Annotated in this window: 11 protein-coding genes; 7 read left to right on the plus strand and 4 right to left on the minus strand. The window is 62.4% G+C overall.

What is annotated here, in order from left to right:
* The first annotated feature begins 68 nt into the window (after positions 1–68).
* The 6 genes from U1702_RS10795 to U1702_RS10820 all read left to right on the plus strand — a co-directional run bounded on the left by U1702_RS10795 (position 69) and on the right by U1702_RS10820 (position 12,291).
* Positions 69–3,122, plus strand: a complete 3,054-nt coding sequence (locus U1702_RS10795) for a TonB-dependent receptor domain-containing protein (RefSeq protein WP_332724264.1) — start codon at positions 69–71, stop codon at positions 3,120–3,122.
* A gap of 117 nt (positions 3,123–3,239) precedes the next feature.
* Entirely contained in the window at positions 3,240–4,493 is a 1,254-nt protein-coding gene (locus U1702_RS10800; RefSeq protein ID WP_332724266.1) for an MFS transporter, read from the plus strand.
* On the plus strand, positions 4,490–5,896 hold the full coding sequence (locus U1702_RS10805; RefSeq protein WP_332724268.1) for a glycoside hydrolase family 28 protein: 1,407 nt from the start codon (positions 4,490–4,492) through the stop codon (positions 5,894–5,896). Before U1702_RS10800 ends, U1702_RS10805 begins: the two co-directional genes overlap by 4 nt.
* Entirely contained in the window at positions 5,893–7,473 is a 1,581-nt protein-coding gene (locus tag U1702_RS10810; protein ID WP_332724269.1) for a DUF5060 domain-containing protein, read from the plus strand. The genes U1702_RS10805 and U1702_RS10810 overlap by 4 nt, the downstream gene beginning before the upstream one ends.
* 300 nt (positions 7,474–7,773) lie before the next feature.
* Positions 7,774–10,383, plus strand: a complete 2,610-nt coding sequence (locus U1702_RS10815) for a TonB-dependent receptor (protein ID WP_332724271.1) — start codon at positions 7,774–7,776, stop codon at positions 10,381–10,383.
* A 498-nt stretch (positions 10,384–10,881) separates the two neighbouring features.
* Positions 10,882–12,291 carry a sugar porter family MFS transporter gene (locus U1702_RS10820; protein WP_332724274.1) on the plus strand — a complete coding sequence of 470 codons (1,410 nt, stop codon included), beginning with the start codon at positions 10,882–10,884 and terminating at the stop codon, positions 12,289–12,291.
* A gap of 49 nt (positions 12,292–12,340) precedes the next feature.
* On the opposite strand, the gene U1702_RS10825 is transcribed toward U1702_RS10820, so the two are convergent.
* Positions 12,341–13,843 (minus strand): tryptophan halogenase family protein, encoded by a 1,503-nt coding sequence (locus U1702_RS10825; protein WP_332724276.1) that lies wholly within the window; start codon positions 13,841–13,843, stop codon positions 12,341–12,343.
* Between the two features lie 178 nt (positions 13,844–14,021).
* Between U1702_RS10825 and U1702_RS10830 the strand changes: the two genes are divergently transcribed.
* A complete protein-coding gene (locus tag U1702_RS10830) occupies positions 14,022–17,327 on the plus strand; it encodes a TonB-dependent receptor (RefSeq protein WP_332724280.1) in 3,306 nt (1,101 codons plus the stop codon).
* A 57-nt stretch (positions 17,328–17,384) separates the two neighbouring features.
* Here U1702_RS10830 and U1702_RS10835 read toward each other — a convergent pair whose 3' ends face one another.
* Genes U1702_RS10835 through U1702_RS10845 form a run of 3 tightly spaced genes read right to left on the minus strand, consistent with a single transcriptional unit; the run spans position 17,385 to position 21,689 of the window.
* On the minus strand, positions 17,385–18,113 hold the full coding sequence (locus tag U1702_RS10835) for a DUF6445 family protein (protein ID WP_332724282.1): 729 nt from the start codon (positions 18,111–18,113) through the stop codon (positions 17,385–17,387).
* A gap of 31 nt (positions 18,114–18,144) precedes the next feature.
* Positions 18,145–19,326 carry an endo-1,4-beta-xylanase gene (locus tag U1702_RS10840; RefSeq protein WP_332724284.1) on the minus strand — a complete coding sequence of 394 codons (1,182 nt, stop codon included), beginning with the start codon at positions 19,324–19,326 and terminating at the stop codon, positions 18,145–18,147.
* Positions 19,323–21,689, minus strand: coding sequence for a glycoside hydrolase family 3 N-terminal domain-containing protein (locus U1702_RS10845; RefSeq protein WP_332724286.1), 2,367 nt, complete (start codon positions 21,687–21,689; stop codon positions 19,323–19,325). Before U1702_RS10845 ends, U1702_RS10840 begins: the two co-directional genes overlap by 4 nt.
* Positions 21,690–21,761: the final 72 nt, after the last annotated feature.

Raw genomic sequence — 21,761 nt, forward strand, 5'->3', positions numbered from 1 at the left:
CGCCCGACTAAATCAGGGGCACATCAAGTGCCTCGCATAAACCTTGAACAAGGGAAGGAGTGGGGAAAATGAACAACACATCACCAACTTATTCGCGCAGCATCCGTCACGGATTGTTGCTGACCGGGGCAAGCATCGTCACGCTGCTCGCCGCCACCACCGCACAGGCACAGGACGCCGCGCCGATCGCGCAGACGCCCGCCGAACAGGCCGCACAATCGGCAGAGGTCGAACAGGACGTGGTCGTCACCGGCAGCCGCATCCGCAGCCCGACCCTGACCTCGCCCTCGCCGATTCAGGTCGTCACGGCGCAGGATATCGAGAATAAGGGCGCAATCGACATTCAGGAGGTTCTCCAGCAGAACCCTGCCTTCGGTCCGCCCGGTGCCAGCCGCACGACCAGCACGTTCGGCACCGGTCCCGGTCGCGCGACGGTCGATCTGCGCGGCCTGGGTGCCTCGCGCACGCTCGTCCTCATCGACGGTCGCCGCACGGTCGCCGGGTCGCCGGGGTCGAGCATCGTCGATCTGGCGATGATCCCCTCGTCGTTCGTTGAGCGCGTCGATGTGCTGACCGGCGGTGCCTCCGCCGTCTATGGCTCGGACGCAATCGCCGGCGTGGTCAACTTCATCTACAAGAAGAATTTCGAAGGGTTCCGCGCCAGCATCCAGTCCGGCATTTCGGAGCGCGGCGACGACGATAACTACTCGGCCAACGCCACCTTCGGTCGCAACTTCGCGAACGGCGACGGCAACATGATGGTGTATGTCGGCTGGCAGCGCGAAGGCGCGATCCTCAACACGGCGCGCGAATTCTCGGCGTTTGACTATACCAGCCTCGGCACCACCCAGCGCGTCGGCACCCCCAGCGCCGCCAATCTGGTCGCCGCGCAGAATTTGTTCGTGCCGCTCTACGCGCCGTCGAACGTCGGACCCGGTGGCGTCTTCTCGATCGCCGGTGCGGGCAACCGCATCATCAATCCGGACGGCAGCGTGCGCGCCTATGATGCGACGCGTGACGGCTTCAACCGCGCGGCATTCGGCGCGATCGCCTCGCCGGTCGAGCGCCTGACCTTTGCGGTGCGCACCAACTATGACGTCTCCGACAGCGTCAATGTGTTCTTCGAAGGAACGTATAACCGCGTCGATACCAAGGGCTATCTGGAGGCCTCGCCACTGCGCACCGACGGCGCGCTGGGTGCGTTCAACGCGCCCGGCAACGCCAATGGCTATTTCAACATCGAACACCGCGTGTTCGGCCCCGGCGGTGTGACGACGATCGTGCGCAATCCGTTCGTGTCCGACGCGGTTTACAATGCCGCCAATGACCGCACCGGCGACGGGCTGAAGGACGTCAGCTTCCTGCTGCGCACGACGATGTTCGGGGACGGCACCCGCGCCGTCACCACACAGCGCGACAATTTCCGCATCGCGCTCGGCACCGATGTCGATCTCGGCGGCGGCTGGAACCTCGACGCTTATTACAGCTATGGCTCCACCCGTTCCGACACGACGATGACTGGCCTCGCCAACCTCTACAATGTCGCCAACGCGGTTCAGGTCGTGTCCGACATCTATGACGTCAACCGCAACGGCAGCACCACCGATGCGATCTGTCTCGATGCCAATGCCCGCGCCAATGGCTGCGTGCCGTTCAATCCGTTCGGCCTCAACGCCAACGGGACGAGCAAGATCTCGCAGGAAGCGATCAACTATGTGAAGGCCAGCTATCAGGCCCACGCCTTCCAGGACATGCATGCTGCCGCACTCAACCTCAGCGGCACCTTGTTCCAGCTTCCCGGTGGTCCGGTGCAGCTGGCGGCGGGCCTTGAATATCGTGAGGAAGCCAGCCGTGACACGTTCGATCCGCTGACCAACCAGGCGCGCAACGGCTATACTCAGGCGACCGACACGGTCGGTAGCTTCAGCGTCAAGGAGGCCTATGCTGAAGTCGTCGTACCGCTGCTGACCAATCAGCCATTCTTCCACAACCTCACGCTGCGCGGCGCGGCGCGTGTCTCCGACTATTCGACCGTCGGCACCTTCTATGCCTATAATGGCGGTGTCGAATGGTCGCCCGTGCCGGACATCCGCTTCCGCGGCGTCTACGCCCATGCCGTCCGTGCACCGAATATCGGCGAGCTGTTCGAGGCACCGCAGCAAGGGATCATCTCGATCACTGACCCGTGTCAGGGCGTCACGCTGGCCAGCACCAGCGCCACCGCCGTCAATTGCCGCGCAGCACCGGGTGTGCTCACCAACATCCAGGCGAACGGGTCGTTCACGCTGACCGTCCCGGATCAGCAGGGCGTCGGCAGCCTGACCGCGTCGAACCCGAACATTCAGGAGGAAACCGCCACGACCTACACCGCCGGTGTGGTGATCAACCCGGTGTCGATCGACGCGCTGCGCGGCCTGACCTTCACCGCCGACTATTTCAACATCAAGCTGAAGGATGCGATCAGCCGCATCAGCCAGGCGACGGTGCTGAACAAATGCTACGTCCAGGGCGTCGACGAATTCTGTCAGTTCGTCACCCGTCGCTCGACCGCCAACGGTGCGTTCAGCGCCGGTTCGGTGGAACAGGTCGTCCGCGCATTGGTCAACAGCGGCGGCAGCAAGACTGAAGGCCTCGACTTCACCTTGTCCTACACCATGGAGACGTTCGGCGGCCGAGCCAATTTCCAGACATCATGGACTCATCTGCTGGCCAAGGGGAACACCCCGCTCGCGGGTGATCCTTATGACAATTCGATGGGCGAACTCGGCACACCGAAGGATGCGGCAAGCGCCAGCATCAGCTGGGACAACGACACCGTCGGCTTTACCGTCAGCGGCGAATATATCGGCAAGACCTATCTGGATTATGAGAATTTCCAGACGCGCTACGTGCTCGCCGATGGCTCGCTGCCCGACAAGGAGCTCTTCGCGATCGACAGCATCATCTACACCGATGCCCAGGTCCGCTTCAAAGTCATGGACACGATGCAGTTCTTCGTCGGCGTGAAGAACCTGTTCGATGTCGAGCGGCCGCCGCTCTACACCGGCGTCGCCGGTAACGTGAACGGCAGCTTCGACCCGATCGGTCGCCGCTTCTATGCCGGTGCGCGCCTGAAGTTCTGATGAAGCACCCCTTGGCAGGGGAGGCTTCCGCTTCCCCTGCCACTCTTTTCCCAAGATTTCGCTGAGGCCGCAGCGCGCACATAACGGCCAGGCCATCTGATTCCGGAGAGACCGCCCATGACGACCGCCGCCGCCGACCGGGAGGACTGGAAGAACACCATCCTCGCCGGACTCGCCAATTACATCGACGCCGGGTCGATCGTCGCGGGTGCGGCAGCGCTGGCCCTGTGGGTCAAGGCCTATGGTCTTTCCACGGATTTCGTCGGCCTGATCGGCGCTTTCGGCCCTAACGCCATCGCCGCAGGCATCGGCGCGCTGATCGGCGGGCGACTGTGCGACCTGTTCGGGCGCAAGCGCATCTATCAATACGACATGCTGTTCTATGCATTCGGGATGTTGTGGCTCGTCTTTGCCGTCAACGCGTGGATGATCGTGATCGGCTTCTTCCTCGTCGGCCTCGCCGTCGGTGCCGACATCCCCGCCAGCTGGTCGCTGATCGCGGAGATGGCGCCGGACAAAAAGCGCGGCAAGCACAGCGGTGTGGCACAGGTGCTGTGGTATCTCGGCCCGGTCGTCGTTCTGGTCATGTTTCTCGTGCTCGAACCGCTCGGCCTGCTCGGCGCGCGGATCGTGTTCGCGCACCTTGCCATCCTTGCGCTCGCGCTCACCTTCCTTCGCTCACGAATGCAGGAATCGCAGCGTTGGGTGGAGGCGCAGCAAAGCGGCGAAGTCGCCAAGCGCGGGCGCTGGCAGGATCTGTTCACGCGTCAGCATATTGGGTCGATGGCATTTCTGACCGGCATGTATCTATTCTGGAACCTGTGGGCCGGCACCAATGGTTTCTTCTTCCCCTATATTCTCAGCACCGTTGGTAATCAGAGCCACGCCATGTCGGTCGCGGTGCTGGCGCTCAGCTTCATCATCGGCATGGGATCGATCTTTTTCATCTTCATGAAGCTGGCGGACAAGGTGAACCAGCGGCTGTTGTTCGGCGTTTCCGCGATCATTCAGATCTTCGGCATGTCGCTGCTGGCGCTGTTCCCGCTGACGTTGCCGCTTGCAATCATCCATGTCGTGCTGATGTCGGTGGGCCAGGGGTTTGGCGCGCAATGTTTCTTTCAGCTGTGGAGTTCGGAGATGTTCCCCACCGCACTACGCGCGACCGCACAAGGCGTGATGTTCGCGGTCGTGCGGATTGCGCTCGGAATCTTCGCCTTCTTCGTGCCGTTCTTGACTGCCACCGGCTTCACCACCCTGGCATGGATCCTCGTCGGCTTCCTCACGATCAGCGGGATCATCGGCTTCATTTGGGCGCCGCGTAACGAGGGCAAGTCGCTCGAACAGCTCGACGCCGAGCGCGCGGCTGCATGATTGAACGGCGAGACTTGCTGGCGGGAGGGGCAGCCTCGCTGCTTCTCGCCAGCACCCGTGCCCAAGCGAAGGTTCCCGACAGCTGGGCACCCGTCGCAGCGATCCTCGCCCGCATCCGTCCGCCCAGCTTCCCCGCGCGGACTTTCGACATTCGCCGCTTCGGTGCCGACCCCGCCAGCAAGGCGAAGACCACCGCTGCGATCCGCTCCGCCATCGGCGCCTGCGCGCGCGCGGGCGGAGGCCGCGTGCTGATCCCGGCGGGCGCCTGGCCCAGCGCCGCGATCCAGCTTGCCAGCCGGGTCGATCTCCACATCGCGGCGGGTGCCACCCTGCGGTTCTCGAACGATCCGAACGACTATCTGCCGATGGTGCTCACCCGGTTCGAGGGCGTCGAGTGCATGAACTATGCACCGATGATCTATGCCTATGGCGCGCGCGACGTTGCGATCACCGGAACCGGCACGATCGATGCGCAGGCCAGCATCGACAATTGGTGGAGCTGGCTCACCCACACCGACCGCGCGATCGTCGCCGGGCGCACCGAGGGCAAGAACCGCCTCGCCCGCCTCGCCGAACAGGGGGTTCCGCCGCAACAACGTCTGCTCGGCCCCGGCGCATACCATCGCCCGAGCTTCATTCAGCCCTATCGCTGCACCAATGTCCTGATCGACGGCCCAACGATCACCGGATCGCCAATGTGGATCGTCCACCCGGTACTGTGCCGCAACGTCACCGTCCGCAACATCGTCATCCGGTCGCTCGGCCCGAACAATGACGGCTGCAATCCCGAATCCTGCCGCGACGTGCTGATCGAGCAATGCGACTTCTCCGCTGGCGATGATTGCATTGCTGTTAAGAGCGGTCGCAACTTCGACGGCCGCCGAGTGAACACGCCGAGCGAGAACATCGTCGTCCAGAATTGCCGAATGCGCGACGGTCATGGCGGCGTCTCGCTCGGCAGTGAGGCGTCGGGCGGCATCCGCAATGTCTATGTCCGCAACTGCCGCATGGGCGGGTCGGACTTGGAACGCGCGCTCCGGCTCAAGAGCAACTCCCACCGTGGCGGCTATATCGACAATATCGTGTTCCGTGACATCGCCATCGACGGCGTCAACGAAGCGGTGCTGCAAGTCAGCCTCCATTATGGCGAAGGCGCCGGTGGCCGCTTCATGCCCGCGCGCGTCGGGGGCGTGCTGATGGAAAACATCACCTGTCGCGCCAGCGAATATGGCGTCGACCTGCAAGGCTATCCCGAGCTTCCGATCACCAACATCCGCCTGCGCGACTGCACCTTTACCGGCGTGCGCAAGGGCAACCGCATTTCGCATGGCGATGCCGTCGCTGCACGCACCACCATCAATGGCCGGGCATGGACCGGCGAGACCGACAGGAGAGTATCGTGAGCGTATCGCGTCGCCAGATGTTGAAGAGCGGCCTGATCGCCGCTGGTGCCGCCGCCTCGCCCGTGCTGGCGCAGGACCGCGAGATCAAGCGCACCGCGCGCTGGGGCGTGCACGAACTGGTGTTCGACGGGCCATCGACCGGCAACCCGTTTGTCGATGTCCAGATCGCCGCCATCTTCAAGGGCGCGGGCAAGACCATCCTCGTGCCCGGTTTCTACGACGGCAAGGGCGTCTATCGCGTCCGCTTCAGCCCGCCGGAGATCGGCGACTGGCGCTGGGAAACCGAAAGCAGCGCGAGCGAGCTGGCGCATAAGCGCGGCCGTTTTGAATGTATCGCGCCCGCGACCGGCAATCACGGCCCGATGCGCGTCACGCAGGACGGCTATCACTTCGCTTATACCGACGGCACGCCGTACCGCCTGATCGGCACGACCTGCTACGCTTGGGCGCTCCAGTCCGACGCCAAATGCGCGCAGACACTGGAGACGCTGAAGGGCGCACCGTTCAACAAGCTGCGGATGCTGGTGACGCCGAACGTCGAATCGGTGGCGACCAACCCGTTCGTCCGCACCGGCCCCGGCCCGCGCGACTGGGACGCGACGCGCTTCGACCCCGATTATTTCCGCCGTTACGAGGATCGCATCGTCCGCCTGGGGCAATTGGGGATCGAGGCCGACGTCATCCTGTTCCACCCCTATGACGAAAAGCGCGGCTATAACGACATGAAGCGCGCCGATGACGAGCGCTATGTCCGCTACTGCGCCGCGCGCTGGGGTGCCTATGCCCATCTCTGGTGGTCGATGGGCAATGAATATGATGCGGTGAAAACCAAGTCGATGGACGACTGGGATCATCTGTTCCAGATTCTCGTTGCCGCCGACCCGCACGACCGGCTGCGCTCGATCCATCAGATCAACACCTATTACGATCACCGCAAGCCGTGGATCACCCATGCCAGTGTCCAGAATGGCGCAGCGGTGCTCGACGACAACCGCGCCGCGATCCACCGCGAGTTCGTGCTGAAGCCGGTGGTGTTCGACGAGGTCGTTTACGAGGGCAATTCGGACAAACGCTGGGGTCAGCTGACCGGCGAACAGATGGTCGAGCGCTTCTGGTGGGGGGTGATCGGCGGCACCTATGTCGGCCACAGCGAAACCTTCGACGCCAACCGCAACGCCGATTATTCCTGGCTGGGGCAAGGCGGCAAGCTTCAGGGGACCAGCGCCCCACGCCTCGCCTTTTTGCGCAAGATCATGGAGGACGGCCCGATACCTGGCATCGACCCGATCCAGCATCTGTGGGACTACCATCTCGGCGGCCAGCCCAACGAATATTATCTGAAATATTTCGGGGCGACCGCGCCAGCCGAATGGAAAGTCGTCCTGCCCGGCCGCCGCGGCGATTCCAAGCACAGCTTCCGTGCCGACATCATCGACACCTGGAACATGACGATCACCCCGGTCGAGGGGGTGTTCCGGATGCAGCAGAGTGGCGACTATGACGTGCGCGATCCCGCCCGGCCCAGCATCGCGCTTCCTGGCAAACCGTGGATTGCGATCCGCATGGTCAAGGTCTGACGCTTCGCCGCGCTTGCCGCGCGGCCCACAGAACCCCTCTCGAGGGTGGCTAGACTATGGCCGCGGCGCTCCGGCGCTGCGGCCGCTTTTTGTCGGCCGCCGTCGCCTCGTCCGAACCGAAGCGAAACACCGTTCGTAATTTGTCATACAACGCGTTGTCAAACGGCGTTGACCAAATTGGTATAGTTGTACTACATCCCTCGCTGACACCGGTGGCATAACCGGACGAATGGTGGGGCAATCTCCATTCGGCAACAGGTTCGAGCGGATCAATTCGCCGTAACTTTGGGGAGGAATACCATGCATTTCCGGCACATTTTGAAGAACACCGTTGCACCCGGCGTCATCGCGGCCGCCATGATCGCGGCCCCGGTCGCCAGCGCGCAGGACGCCGCGCCCGCCGCCGAGTCGGAGACTGGCGAAGAGGAAGTCATCATCAGCGGCATCCGTGGTTCGCTCCAGCGCGCGGCCGAGATCAAGCGCGACGCGTCTCAGGTGATGGATGTCATCACCGCCGAGGATGTCGGCAAGCTCCCCGACGCCAATGTCGCCGAAGCATTGCAGCGCGTCACCGGCGTGCAGATCACGCGCGTGTTCGGCGAGGGTCAGTCGGTCTCGGTGCGCGGCCTTCAGCAAGTCCGCGTCGAAGTCGACGGTCGCACGCTGCTCGGCTGGTCCGCGCGCCTGTCGCCGCCGGAGAACGACCAGCTCGGCCGCTCGTCCGGTCTCGACTCGGTCCCGTCCAGCCTGTTCGGCCGCCTGGAAGTCCGCAAATCCCCGCTCGCCAGCCAGGCCGAGGGCGGGCTTGGCGGCACCGTTAACCTCGTCACGCCCAAGCCGCTGAGCTTCAAGGAGCCGACGATCTCGGTCCGCGCGCAGGGCGTCTACTCCGAAGTGTCCGACAAGTTCGAGCCCGCGATCACTGGCTTCGCCACCACCAAATTCGCCGATGGCCGCATCGGCATCATGCTGGCCGGCGAATATCAGAAGCGCACCTCGACCAGCCAGACGTTCGAGCGCAACAATTTCCTCAACCGCACCTATACCGGCACTGGCGCGGGCGTGAACCAGACGCCGGTGCTGCTCCAGTACGAACAGTTCACCGTCGATCGCTCGCGCCTCGGCCTGAACGGCGCAGTGCAGTTCGAGGTGACGCCTGAGTTGACCGTCACCGCCGATGCGCTGTTCTCGCGGCTGACCACCGGGCGGCATCAGGACTTTTTCGCCTTCCGCCTGCCCACCGGCACCAATCCGGTCACTAACCGCGTGCTCGATGGCACCACCGTCGTCGCGGGCAACGCCAATGGCACGGTCACCACCGCCGGCCAGATCCGCAACGAGCCGACCGAAAGCTACCTCTACGGCCTGAATGGCAAATATGAAAAGGACGGTCTGAAGATCGAAGCCGACGGCTATTACAGCAAGGGCACGATCGACCAGACCATCCAGATCATCACGCTACAGGCGACCGCTCTGGTCCCCGGTGCATTCGATTTCCGCAATGTCACCGTGCCCTCGCTCAGCCTGGGGGCGTTCAACCCCACCCTCTATTCGTCGTTCAATCCCGCGACCAACGGCGTGCGCAGCAACCGCCTGATCGGGCTGCTGGAGGAATATACCGGCAAGCTGGATATCAGCTATGAGTTCGACAGCGGCGTGACGCTGTCGATGGGCGCGCGTTACACCGACCTGCACGCCCGCTCGAACGCCTATCGCAGCCAGGTGACGCCGACCCGCGCCGAAATCGAACCCTATTTGAAGCTTATCAACACGAGCGATTTCCTCACCGGTATTCCGGGCGCATTCCCGCGCAGCTTCCTCAGCACCGCGCCCACCTATGATTATGTCTTCACGCGCGCGCAGGCAGCGGAGCCCAATCCCAATCAGAACGACATGTCGACGCTGCTGCCCAATCGCCAACGCGATTATGACTTCAGCGAAAAGACGTTCGCCGCCTATCTGATGGTATCGGGCGAGGGCGAGCTTGCAGGCATTCCCTATCGCGCCAATGCCGGCGTGCGCATCGCCAATACCCGTCTGTCGGTCGATTCCTACGTCAATGTCGGTACGGTCAGCACGTTGGTCACCGACAAGAATCGCTACACCAACGTCCTGCCCAGCGCGAACATCGCGTTCAACGTCAGCGACAATTTCCTGATCCGCGTATCGGGGTCGCAAACGATGCAGCGCGCGTCGATCGCCGACCTTGCGCCATCGACCTTCTTCAACGCGACCAACCTGTCGGTGACCGGCGGCAACGTGAATCTCGAACCGCCCGTATCGACGCAGGCGGACATCAGCTTTGAATATTACACGGGCAAAAGCTCGCTGATTTCCGGCGCGCTGTTCTACAAGGACGTGCAGGACTTCATCGCCAGCTTCGTCACCACCGGCATCGACACCAACCTCGATCCGCAGGGCCGCGAACTCACCTTCTCGCGTCCCGAAAATCTCGCCAGCGCGAAGATCAAGGGGTTTGAAGTAGGCATCCAGCAATTCTTCGATTTCCTGCCCTCCCCGCTCGACGGGTTCGGCATCATCGCCAACTACACCTACTCGGACTCGGAGGATAACGCCGGCTTCCCGCTCGTTGCGGTGTCGAAGAACAGCTACAATCTGGTCGGCTTGTACGAGAAGGGCATCTTCTCGGCGCGCGTCGCCTATAATTACCGTGATGAAGCCGTGTTCGAGTTTTCGGAAGGCCGCCCGAGCTTGATCGGCCCACGCTCGCAACTCGACGCCCAGCTTGGCATTGACATCACGAAGGGGATCGCAGTCTCTTTCCAGGCGCAAAATCTGTTGCCGAAGGATTCTGCGACAACGGAATATAGCGCAGCCGGTGCCATCGCGCTCAACAGCTATTCGCTGTCCGAGCGCCGTTACTCAATCGGCGTCCGCGCGAAGTTCTGATCGATGTGGGGCACGGCGCGCCCGGCGGCGCGTCGTGTCATATCGGCGCTACGCCGCTTTGTGGACCATTCGGCGAAAACCGATATGGCTGGTCACGCTGTCAATCGACTGCCGGTGCCGGGCCGGGCCGGTAACGCTGGCAGTAATTCGGCGCACACAAGTAATTTGGCGCGCACAGTTGCGACCCGCCCTTCAACACTCTCGCACCGGATGGACGCAATTCGGGCGGGTGCCGGTCGACATCGGCAATCCCGCCTCGATCGCCGTTAGCGGTCCTAGGTTCGAGCCTCAAAAAAGGAGCGTACACTTCCTTCTACGCACTGTTCGACTTGATCGTCGCAACATGATCAGCGCACGAAATATTCCATGCCAGCCGACCAGGCTGTGACTGCTTGAGTCATGCGTCGATGCCGCTTCGAATGTCCTACCGAATGGGGGTTGCGCGAAGCGTCTCGACTGCGCATGATAGCGCTACCATAATAAGCTATAGGAGAGGGCATGACCGACAGGTCGGGAAGCCAGACCAATTTGGCACTCATCAGTGCGATTGTCGCCGTAGCGACGATTGGTGGATTGTTGTTCGGTTATGACAGCGGCGCGGTCAACGGTACGCAGGACGGACTGCGATCGGCATTCGCGCTCGGCGATGCCGGACTCGGGTTTACGGTCGGATCGCTCCTTATTGGCTGCTTTATCGGCGCATTTCTCGCGGGCAGGCTTGCCGACGTAATGGGCCGGCGCAACGTCATGATCCTGTCGGCAGTGCTCTTCCTGGTCGGCGCGCTGATTCAGGGTTTTGCCCATGTGCAATGGCTGTTCGTCGCCGCGCGTATCATGGGCGGCATGGCGGTGGGTGCCGCCAGCGTGCTGTCGCCAGCCTATATTTCCGAGGTCGCACCCGCCAATATTCGCGGGCGGATGACCACGGTTCAGCAGATCATGATTATCACCGGGCTGACCGCCGCGTTTGTCGTCAACTATTTCCTCGCCGCGAGTGCGGGCGCCTCCACCGCGCCCTATTGGGCTGGGATCGAGGCGTGGCGCTGGATGTACCTGATGCAAGCGGTGCCTGCCGCCGTGTTCTTGGTCGCACTGTTCTTCATCCCGGAAAGTCCGCGCTATCTGGTGTCGAAGGGTCGGCTCGACGACGCCAGCCGCGTGCTGACCAGCCTGTTCGGCGCCACCGCTGCGTCCACCAAGATCGAGGAGATCAGGGCCAGTTTCAGCGCTGACCATCGCCCGCGCCTGTCCGATATCCTCGACCCGGTGAAGGGCGGCGTACGCCCGATCGTGTGGGCCGGCCTGCTGCTCGCGGTGTTCCAGCAACTCGTCGGGATAAACATCATCTTCTATTACGGCGCCACCCTATGGCAGCTTGCGGGCTTTACCGAAGACCAGTCGCTGCAGATCAATATCGTATCGGGCCTGGTGTCGATCGCGGCCTGTTTCGGCACGATCGCGCTGGTGGACCGGATCGGGCGCAAGCCGCTGTTGCTGATCGGTTCGGCGGGCATGGCCGTGACTTTGTTCGCGCTGGTGTATGCCTTCGCCAACGGTACGCTCGACGGCGCAGGTCAGCTGCAACTGTCATCTTCGCTCGGCACGCTCGCGTTGATCGCGGCCAACCTCTATGTGATCTTCTTCAATCTGAGCTGGGGCCCGATCATGTGGGTGATGCTCGGCGAGATGTTCCCGAACCAGATTCGCGGCTCCGCGCTGGCGGTCTGCGGGTTTTTCCAGTGGTTCGCCAACTTCCTCATCTCATTCAGCTTCCCGATCATGGCGGTCGGACTCGGGCTCGCGGCGAGCTACAGCTTCTATGCGATTTGCGCGACGATCAGCTTCTTCCTGGTCAAGAAGTTCATCGTCGAAACCAAGGGCAAGGAACTCGAGGCCATGGAAGGCTGAGCTTGCTCATCCATAACGACGAAGGGGCCGGGCGACCGGCCCCTTTTTTTCATGCGGCGCAATTGTCGCGAATGAAGTCCCAGTGGCGCGGCATATGATCGACCGATGCGGTCACCGCCGCCTTGATCTGGCGCAGCCGTTCGCGGGTCTGTTCGATCGGCATCAGCTCGGCCACCGGGTCGAAACCACGGGCGCCGAGGCGCTGACCCTCCATTACCGCGAACCAGCTGGTGTCGTTGAACAATTCCTCATGCTCACGAAACGCACGGCCGCTGCTTTGGAAAACGCGGATTTTCTCGGCAAGCCGATCGGGGATCGGCATGGTCCGGCAATAATTCCAGAAGTCGGAATCGTCGCGCGTCGTCGCATGATAATGGAGAACGAGGAAATCGCGCACCAACTCGCTCTCCTCGATCATCAGCCGGTTATACCGATCGATGCTCGCGGATTCGAAGCCCTGATCGGGGAAGTTCGATAGCAAGCGCGCAATACCCGTCTGGATCATCCAGATGCTAGTCGATTCAAGCGGCTCCATGAACCCAGCCGAGAGGCCGATCGACACGCAGTTCTTTTCCCAAAACTGTGCGCGGTGGCCAGTCGTGAATTTCAGGAAGCGTGGATCGGCAAGCGGGCGGCCATCAAGGTTGGCGAGCAACACCGCCGCAGCCTCGTCGTCGCTGATATAGTCGCCGCAATAGACATGCCCATTGCCAATTCGGTGCTGGAGCGGAATGCGCCATTGCCAGCCCGCCGCGCGCGCTGTCGAGCGGGTGTAGGGCGGAAGCGCTTCGCTCAGCTCGCACGGGACCGCGACAGCGCGGTTGCACGGCAGAAACGCCGCCCAGTCGATATAGGGCACGCCGAGCTCGCGACCGATGAGCAAGCCGCCGAATCCCGAGCAATCGATGAACAATTGCCCGGGGATCGTGCGCCCGTCCTGCATCGTCACATGATCGATATGGCCTGTCTCGCCATTGCGTGTGGCACCGGTGATCCGCCCCTCAATACGGCGCACCCCGTTTCCCTCAGCCAGTTCGCGCAAATAGAGCGCGTAAAGCCCGGCATCGAAGTGAAAGGCGTAGGCGATCGACGAGAGGAGTGAGCCAGGTGCAGTCGTCGGGCGCATGAATTTGTCGTGGCGCGCCGCCTTCGCCATTACCGAATAATCCTCGACATCGGCGAATTCGGCCTCACCACGCAGCCGTTGCCAATGCGCGTGGAACGACACGCCAGCCATGTCGACGCCGATGTTGCCGAACGGATGGAAATAGCGTTGGCCGATTCCGCCCCAATCGACGAATTCGATGCCCAGCTTGAAACTTCCCTTGGTACGGCGGACGAAATCGTCCTCGTCGATCCCGAGCATCCGGTTGAAGATATTGATTTGCGGGATCGTCGCCTCGCCCACCCCGACCGTGCCGATCTCGTCGGATTCGATCAGGGTGATGCTGGCATAGTCGGGACCCAGGATACGGGCGAGCGCCGCGGCGGTCATCCATCCGGCAGTGCCCCCACCAACGATGACAATCGACTGAATCCTGGTCGTTTCCATGGCATTCCCCCTCCGACCCCGACTGTTTTGTTACATTCGATCGTCGTGATTATTGTTTAGCGCAAATCACCGCTTGTCGAAACAGCGCCTATGTCATATGACGAGGAAATGGTAGCGCTACCTTTTGAAGTGCGCAACCATATGAGGCCGAAACGGTCCGTGACATGGGAGGGGTTAAATGCCTGTTGCAACGATATTTTCTCGTGAAGCAAAGCTCACGAATCAGCGTGCGCCATGGCTTCGGCTGAGTGCTTCGACGCTGGCGATTGTTACCGCCGCGATAATCGCTACCCCGGCATTTGCCCAGGACACCGCAACTGATCCCGCCGCCGAGACAACGAGCGCCGAGGACATCGTCGTCACCGGCTTCCGCGCCGCGCTGCAAAGCGCGCAGAAGCGCAAGGAAGATGCCGACACCGTCATCGACTCGGTCACCGCCGAAGACATCGGGGCGCTTCCCGACCGGTCGGTCACCGAAGCGCTCCAGCGCATCCCCGGCATCACGATCAACCGCTTTTCAGCGGGCGTCGATCCCGACCATTTCTCGGTCGAAGGATCGGGTGTCACTATCCGTGGCCTCAGCTATGTCGGGTCGCGTTTCAACGGCCGCGAAGCGTTCAGCGCCGGCAATGGCTCAGGCCTGAGCTTTGCCGACGTGCCGTCCGAACTGCTTGCCGGCGTCGATGTCTACAAGACGCCGTCGGCGGATCTGATCGAGGGCGGTATCGGCGGTATCGTCAACCTGCGCACCCGTTTGCCCTTCGATCAGACCGGTCTGCTCATCGCAGGGTCTGCCGAGATGAACTATGGCGATTTCGTCTCGCGGTCGGCACCGACTCTCTCCGCACTGGTCAGCAACCGCTGGTCGACCGGCATCGGCGAGATCGGACTGCTCGGCAGTGTTTCCTACTCGCAGCTCTACTCGCAAGCCGACCGTATCGGCATCTCCAGCTTCCGCCCTCGCACCACCTATTCGGATGGGACGCGTACCGACGTCGTTCCCTTCGCCGGCGCGACCGCCGGACCGTCGCAACTGTTCCCGCGCGGCGCAGTGATGGGCCGTCAGAATTTCAACCGCGAGCGCTATGGTTATTCGGCCGCGTTGCAGTGGAAAAGCAACGATGGGTCGCTGGCGGCGACCTTCCAGTTCCTGCGGTCCGACGCGCGTCAGGCGTGGAGCGAGAATACGATCGAAATCGCGACCGACAATGTGTCGAACAACGGCGATTCGCGTGCCGTCGCCGGCACCTCGCTGGATTTCGACGACAGCGGCGTGTTCGAGAATGGCGTGATCACCGGCCCGACCGGCTGGCGCGCCGACCAGCAGATCGAAAATGGCGGCGACGTCCGCACGCCGATCCTGGGGCTGCAGTCGAACAACATCCGGCGCGATCATTATGAGACGATCAAGACCACGGACTATTCGGCTAATCTGCGCTGGACGCCGAGCGACAATTTCGCGGTTAGCTTCGATTATCAGCATGTCGATTCGAAAAGCGATGTCGAGGACAACACGCTGTGGGCGACGACCTATCAGGACGCAGCGATCAAGCTCAACGGCCATGACTTGCCGAACGTTCAGTTTCTGCGGCCACAGACCTGCGACCCGCTGCCCTGCCCCGGCGCGCCGGGATCAAACGGCAATTCGCCGACCTATTTCACCGGGACGCACCAAAGCTTCACCGACCCGTTCAACAGCTTCTATCGCGCCGCGATGGATCATATTGAACAGAGCGAAGGCCGCGAAGATGCCTTCCGCCTGGACGCAGAACTCTCCTTCCCCGACAGCGGCTTCCTGAAATCAGTTCAGGTCGGCGGGCGTTATGCCGATACCGAGCAGACGGCGCGCTTCTCGATCTACAACTGGGGTGTGCTCAGCGAGCAATGGGGCAATGGCGGACCGGTGTGGTTCGACGATAATGTCGATGGCGTGACTGGCGGCAATGGCGGTGCGCCGCTGGCCAATTACGAAGCGATCACTTATCCCAATTTCTTCCGCGGGGCGGCCAACAATCCGATCGGGGGTCAGGGACGGCTGTTCTTTGCTGGCGACACCGTCGCGGATCGTGATGCCTATATCGCTTATGCGAACTCGATCGCGCGCGAATGGCAAGGGACCACCACGTGCGGCGTCGATGGCCGCACGATCAACGCCGGCTGGAACTCGCTGGCCAACCGCTGCGGCAATGTTGCCGGAACACCGTTTCAGCCAGGCGAAATCAACCCGCAGCAGAACAAGAATTTCGCGATCTATGGCATGGTCAAATTCGATACCGAGTTCGGCGGCGGCCTGCGCTTCTCCGGCAATGTCGGACTGCGCTACACCCATACCAAACGAACCTCGCAGGGTTTCCAGCAGTTCGCAAACAACCCGACGTCGATCACCACCGAACAGGCCTGTGCCGACGCCGCAGCGCAGGTCCCGCCCCAACCGGCAACAGGCTTTTGTACCTTCACGCCCGCGGTGCGACAGCAGGCGCGTAACTATCTGAACGGCGCGCTGCTTTCGATCGATGCCGAGACGAACTATGACTATTTCCTGCCGAGTGTGAATTTGAAGCTTGAAGCAGGCGGCGGGCTGCAATTCCGGGCCGGCTATTTCAAGGGCGTGTTCGCACCGCCGTTCGGCTTCTCACGCAACTATTTCAACGTGACCGGCCTAAGCGCGAACCAGAATGTCGATAGTGGCGGCGCGGCAATTCCGGGCAGCTTTACGATCCAGTCCACGGTCACCGCGGGCAATCCGAATCTGTTGCCGACGACATCGGACAATTTCGACCTCACCGCCGAATATTATTTCAGCAAGGTCGGGCAGATCACCCTCTCGCTGTTCCACAAGCGGCTTTACGACGTCGTCACCAACTCCACGACGTCGATCAGCCTCACCAACAATGGTGCGACTTTCCCGGTCGTGCTGACGACTGCGGTCAATTCGCCCGAAACGGGCAAGGTTAGCGGTGCGGAAGTGTCGTATCAGCAGATCTTCGATTTCCTGCCGGGACCGCTGGCCGGGCTGGGTCTGCAGGCGACCTATACCTATGTCGAGTCATCGGGCGTGCCGCAGACGACCCTGTCGGCGACCGATCCCGATGTTGCGGCCGGTCGCCAGTCGGCGATTACCGGTGATGCGTTCCCGCTTCAGGGACTGTCGAGGCATACGATCAACTTTACGCCCTTCATCGATCTCGGGAAGCTTTCGCTTCGGGCCTCGTACAACTGGCGCTCACGCTATCTGTTGACGATCCGCGACGTGATCACGCCGTTCGATCCGATCTTCCAGCGCGCTTATGGTCAGCTCGACGCCTCGGCAACGGTTACCGTGACCGACCAGTTCAAGCTGGGCATTCAGGCGGTGAACTTGCTTAATTCCCAGACGCGGACGGAAGCGGCAGTGCTCAACGGTGCCGGCGAAATCCAATATGTGCCGCGCCAATGGTATATGAGCGACCGGCGCTTCACGATCCTGGGGCGCTTCACCTTCTGACGCACAGCGACCTTCCCCAACCTTTGGACCGCCACTTTCCCCAAGTGGCGGTCCTTTTTACGTCGGTCGTGTCGTATTCCGCCGATAGGCGATGAACATCGTGGCGGTCAGGCGACCGGCACGCGGATCGGCTGGATGATCGACCGTCGGATCGATAATTCCGGCATGCAGCGCGTTGCTGCGATAAACAATCAGCCGGTCGAACGCCGCCGGGATTGCGGCGACCCGAACATGATCGGCGGTATCGGCGGACGGGTAAGCGGCGCTTCTATGCGTCAGCAACGCTCCATCGCGTGCGCGGTCCCAATTCGCTTCGCGATCCGGCGAGATCATCTCATATCCCGTCGACAATTGGCGAAAAAAGGCAGTGCCGCCGAAACGCGTTGAGCAGAGGTAATGGACCGTCGCAAAATGAAGCGGGTCGCTGGTGTCGATGTGCGGCACGGTCTGAAGCGGGACAAGATCGGACGCGGGCTTCGTGACGACCGAGAAGAAGCATTCCGCGCGCGCCAGCCGGACCTGGTCCAGTTCATAAACCCGGCGAATGAGCGGATCGAGCCGAGCGACCATCGATCGCACATAATCGAGCGGCATGGGCGCACGCAGGCCAGGGTAAAGATTGTCCGCGACCGGCGCGAAGGAAACCGCTTTACAGGCAAAATCGACCAGAGCGCGCGGATCGCTGGTGGCACCGTCGATCCGGATCAGCGGCGATCGTTCGGCCCCGATCGCCATGACATCGATGGTCGCTGTTTCGGCGGGGCGACAACCGGGCGCTGTGGTCATTCGCCCTTTCTTCGTTGCGGCTGCCGTGCGGTCAAGCGCGCGGCGGACGCGCCGGCGCGCCCGCAAGCAGCTCGGCAAGCGTGGCGCGCATCGGGTGCGGCCGGTAGTCGTCGCCATAGGGGCAGCAACGCTGAGGCAAACCGTCCGCGCGTGGCGCAAAGCCCTGAAGCCAGCTATATTTGTCGACCATGCCCCACGCCAATATGTCGCGAAGCTGTGGGTAGGAGAGCATCACCTCCAGATAGGCGCGCGTATAGTTAGCGACCCCGGCATCGCGCGCTGCGTAATCGGCGGGCAAGCCATTGTCCTTAACGTCGAATTCGGTGAGCAGCAGCCGGTACCCCATGCCGGTAACGGCGTCGCAAAAGGCACGCCATTCCTTGAGATCATAGGGACCGATGCCGGTCGCGCGATCGATCGTCCGTATTTCGATATGCGACTGGATTCCCAATGCATCACAGGGCACGCCGCGTTTGCGAAACCCCTCCAGCAGGCGGAGAACGCCGGCGCGGTGGTTCGCATGACCCGGCTCCCAGCTCATATAGTCGTTATAGACAAGCTCGGCGTCGGGAAGCTCGCGTCGCGCGGTGTGAAAGGCGAGATCGACCACGGCTTCGTGGCTCCCCATCGCCTTCGACATCGATGTGTCGACAAAGGCACCGGTCTTGTCGTCGAACAATTCGTTGACAACGTCGTAGCTGTGAATGCTGCCGGCATAGCGACGCGTCACCGTCTCGATATGGCTGGTTATCAGCCGCGCCGCTTCAGTCGCCGGGCGCGCGCCATAGTCGTAATTATTGACCCACTCCGGCAGCCATTTCGGGCGATGCCACAGCAGCGTGTGACCACGGACATCAAGGCCCTTTGCCTTGGCATAACGGACGATCGAGTCGAACGCGGCGAAGTTATACTGGTCGGGGCCGGGCCGGGTCGCCTGCCACTTCAGCTCGTTTTCGGAAACGAGCAGCCCGCATTCGCGCTCGACGATCGCACGATAGGCAGGGTTGCCGATCGAGCCGCTGTCCGAGCCTTCAGCACCGTAAGCGATGGCCGAGCCGAAGCGCAGACCCTTGCGCGCGGCGATCTGGTGGAGGCCTTCGCCGCTGGCTGGCGCGGCACCGACCGGGGTCCGGCCATTTCCGGCGCAGGCCGTCAGCGACAGCGCCGACAGGCCAAGCAGCGCCTGACGTCGTGAGCAACGTGCGTCGGTCATGGCGTGACGACCAGCTTGACGCTCTGCACCTCGGACGAATTGGCGCCGACCATGATCTCGAACTCGCCGGGTTCGATGACCCGCTTCATCGCGACGTTCCACATCTGAAAGGCTTCGGGGGGCAATGTGATCGCCACTTTTTTGGTCTCGCCCGGCTTCAGCGTGACACGCCGGAAGCCCTTCAATTCCTTGACCGGCCGGGTGACCGAGCTGACGCTGTCGCGGACATAGACCTGGACCACCTCGTCACCGCTGCGTTGGCCACTGTTAGCGACATTGACCGTCACCGTCACCGGCTGGCCCGCAGCAATCGAGGTCGCCGACAGAGACGGCGCGCTGATCGTGAATTTGGTATAGCTCAGCCCATAGCCGAAGGGGAACAGCGGTGCCTTGTCATCGAACAGATAGCCGCGCCGGGCGGTCGGCTTGTGGTTGTAGAAAAAGGGCAGCTGGCCGACGTTGCGCGCGACGGTGACCGGCAGCTTGCCGCCTGGATTGACCCGACCAAACAGCGCGTCGGCGATGGCATGCCCCTGTTGCTCGCCGCCATACCAGGTTTCGAGAATGGCGTCGGCTTTGGCAATCACGCCCGGATAAGAAGGCGGCCGTCCGTTGACGAGCACCACGACAACCGGCTTGCCCAGCGCCTTCAGCGCGTCGAGCAGTTCCTCCTGTTCGCCGACGATGTCGATGTCCGATCGGTCGCCCAGATGGGTATCGGCCCAGCCTTCGCGGCTGGTCTGCTCGGTGTCGCCCAGGAACAGCAAAATATGGTCGGCACCGCGCGCCGCCTCGACCGCAGCGGCGATGCGCTGGCGGTTGACGGCGGGATCGGCGAGCTTGACCTCATCGGCCCACCAATCGTCATTTTCGGTAATCTTGACGCCCTCGTTATAGACGATCGTGGCCTTGTCGCCGACCAGCGCCTTGATTCCGTCGAGCGGCGACACCGTCTTGGGCGGAATGCCATAATAGCCGCCAAGCCGCGCGACCGCCGCGTTGGGTCCGATTACGGCGATGACCGGCTTCGCTGCGCCTGCAGCAGGGAGTGCCAGCGGCAGCGCACTGTTGTTCTTGAGCAGCACCAGCGACTTTTCGGCGGTCCGCCGCGCCAGGGCGATGGCATCGGCATTGTTGGTGACGGTCGTATCCTTGAAGCGCGCGAACGGATTTTCAAACAGGCCCGCCAGGAACTTGATCCGCAGCATCCGCGTCACCGCAGCGTCGATGTCGGCCTCTTTCACCTTGCCCGCCCGCACCGACTCGACCAGCGTTTTGTAGGCCGCGCCATTGGGCAAATCGCTATCCACCCCGGCGGCCAGCGCCTGGCGCGCCGCATCGGCAAGGTCGGGGGCGATCTTGTGCAGTTTCACCAGATCGTCGATCGCGTAATAGTCGCTAACGACCGCACCCGTGAAACCCCATTCGCCGCGCAACACGTCGCCGAGCAGCCATTTGTTGACGTGGCTGGGAACCCCGTCGATCTCGTTATAGCTGGCCATCACCGCTTCGATGCCGGTGCGTTTGACCACCGCCTCGAACGGCGGGAAGAAATCCTCGCGCAGCGTGCGTTCGGCGATCGGCGCGGGGCCGACATTGGTGCCGCTTTCGGGCTGGCCGTGGCCTGTCATATGCTTGAGCGTCGCGAATACCTTGCTCGGCGCGAGCGGGCCAACGGGGCCTCTGCCCTGCAACCCCTCGACCGCCGCTACACCCATCTCGCTGACGAGATAAGGATCCTCGCCGAACGTCTCCTCGATCCGTCCCCAGCGCGGATCGCGCGCAACATCGACCACGGGCGACAGGACATAGGGCACACCCCGCGCGCGAACTTCGCGCGCGATGACGCTGTTCACGTCGCGGATCAGGTCGGGATCCCAGGTGGACGCCATGGCGATCGACTGCGGAAAGCTGGTCGCGTCACGCGCCGCAAGGCCATGCAGCGCTTCTTCATGGAACAGGACGGGGATCCCCAGCCGCGTTTGCTTGGTCGCCCAGGTCTGAACCGCGTTCACATAATCGACGCTTTCCTGGATCGAACGCAATTTGTTGGTGCGCGGGCTGCTTGGACCGCTGCGATCGGACGGGCGCGCAAGCTGGCCAAGACCCGCGGGGAACTTCGCCGATGCCTTGACCGGGTTCCAGCGCGTGTCGATGTCCTGCACTTCAGCCTTGCTGTCCCACAAGGTGATGATCTGCGCTACCTTCTCCTCCAGCGTCATCCGCGCGAGCAGATCGGCAACGCGTGCATCCACCGGCAGGCGCACATTGCGATAAGGAGCGTCTGCAGCAGGCCTTGCAGTCGAAGCCGCCGAGATCGGGGCCGTTTGCTGCCCGATGACCTGCGTCAGCGGAACAGCCATAGTCGTCGCAAGCAGCGCGGCTGCCAAAGTGATACGCATGATCGTCACTCTCCCAATTTCACTTGCGCGGAT

It is taken from the genome of Sphingomonas sp. LT1P40 (genome assembly GCF_036663835.1).
In the GTDB taxonomy this organism is placed as follows: domain Bacteria; phylum Pseudomonadota; class Alphaproteobacteria; order Sphingomonadales; family Sphingomonadaceae; genus Sphingomonas.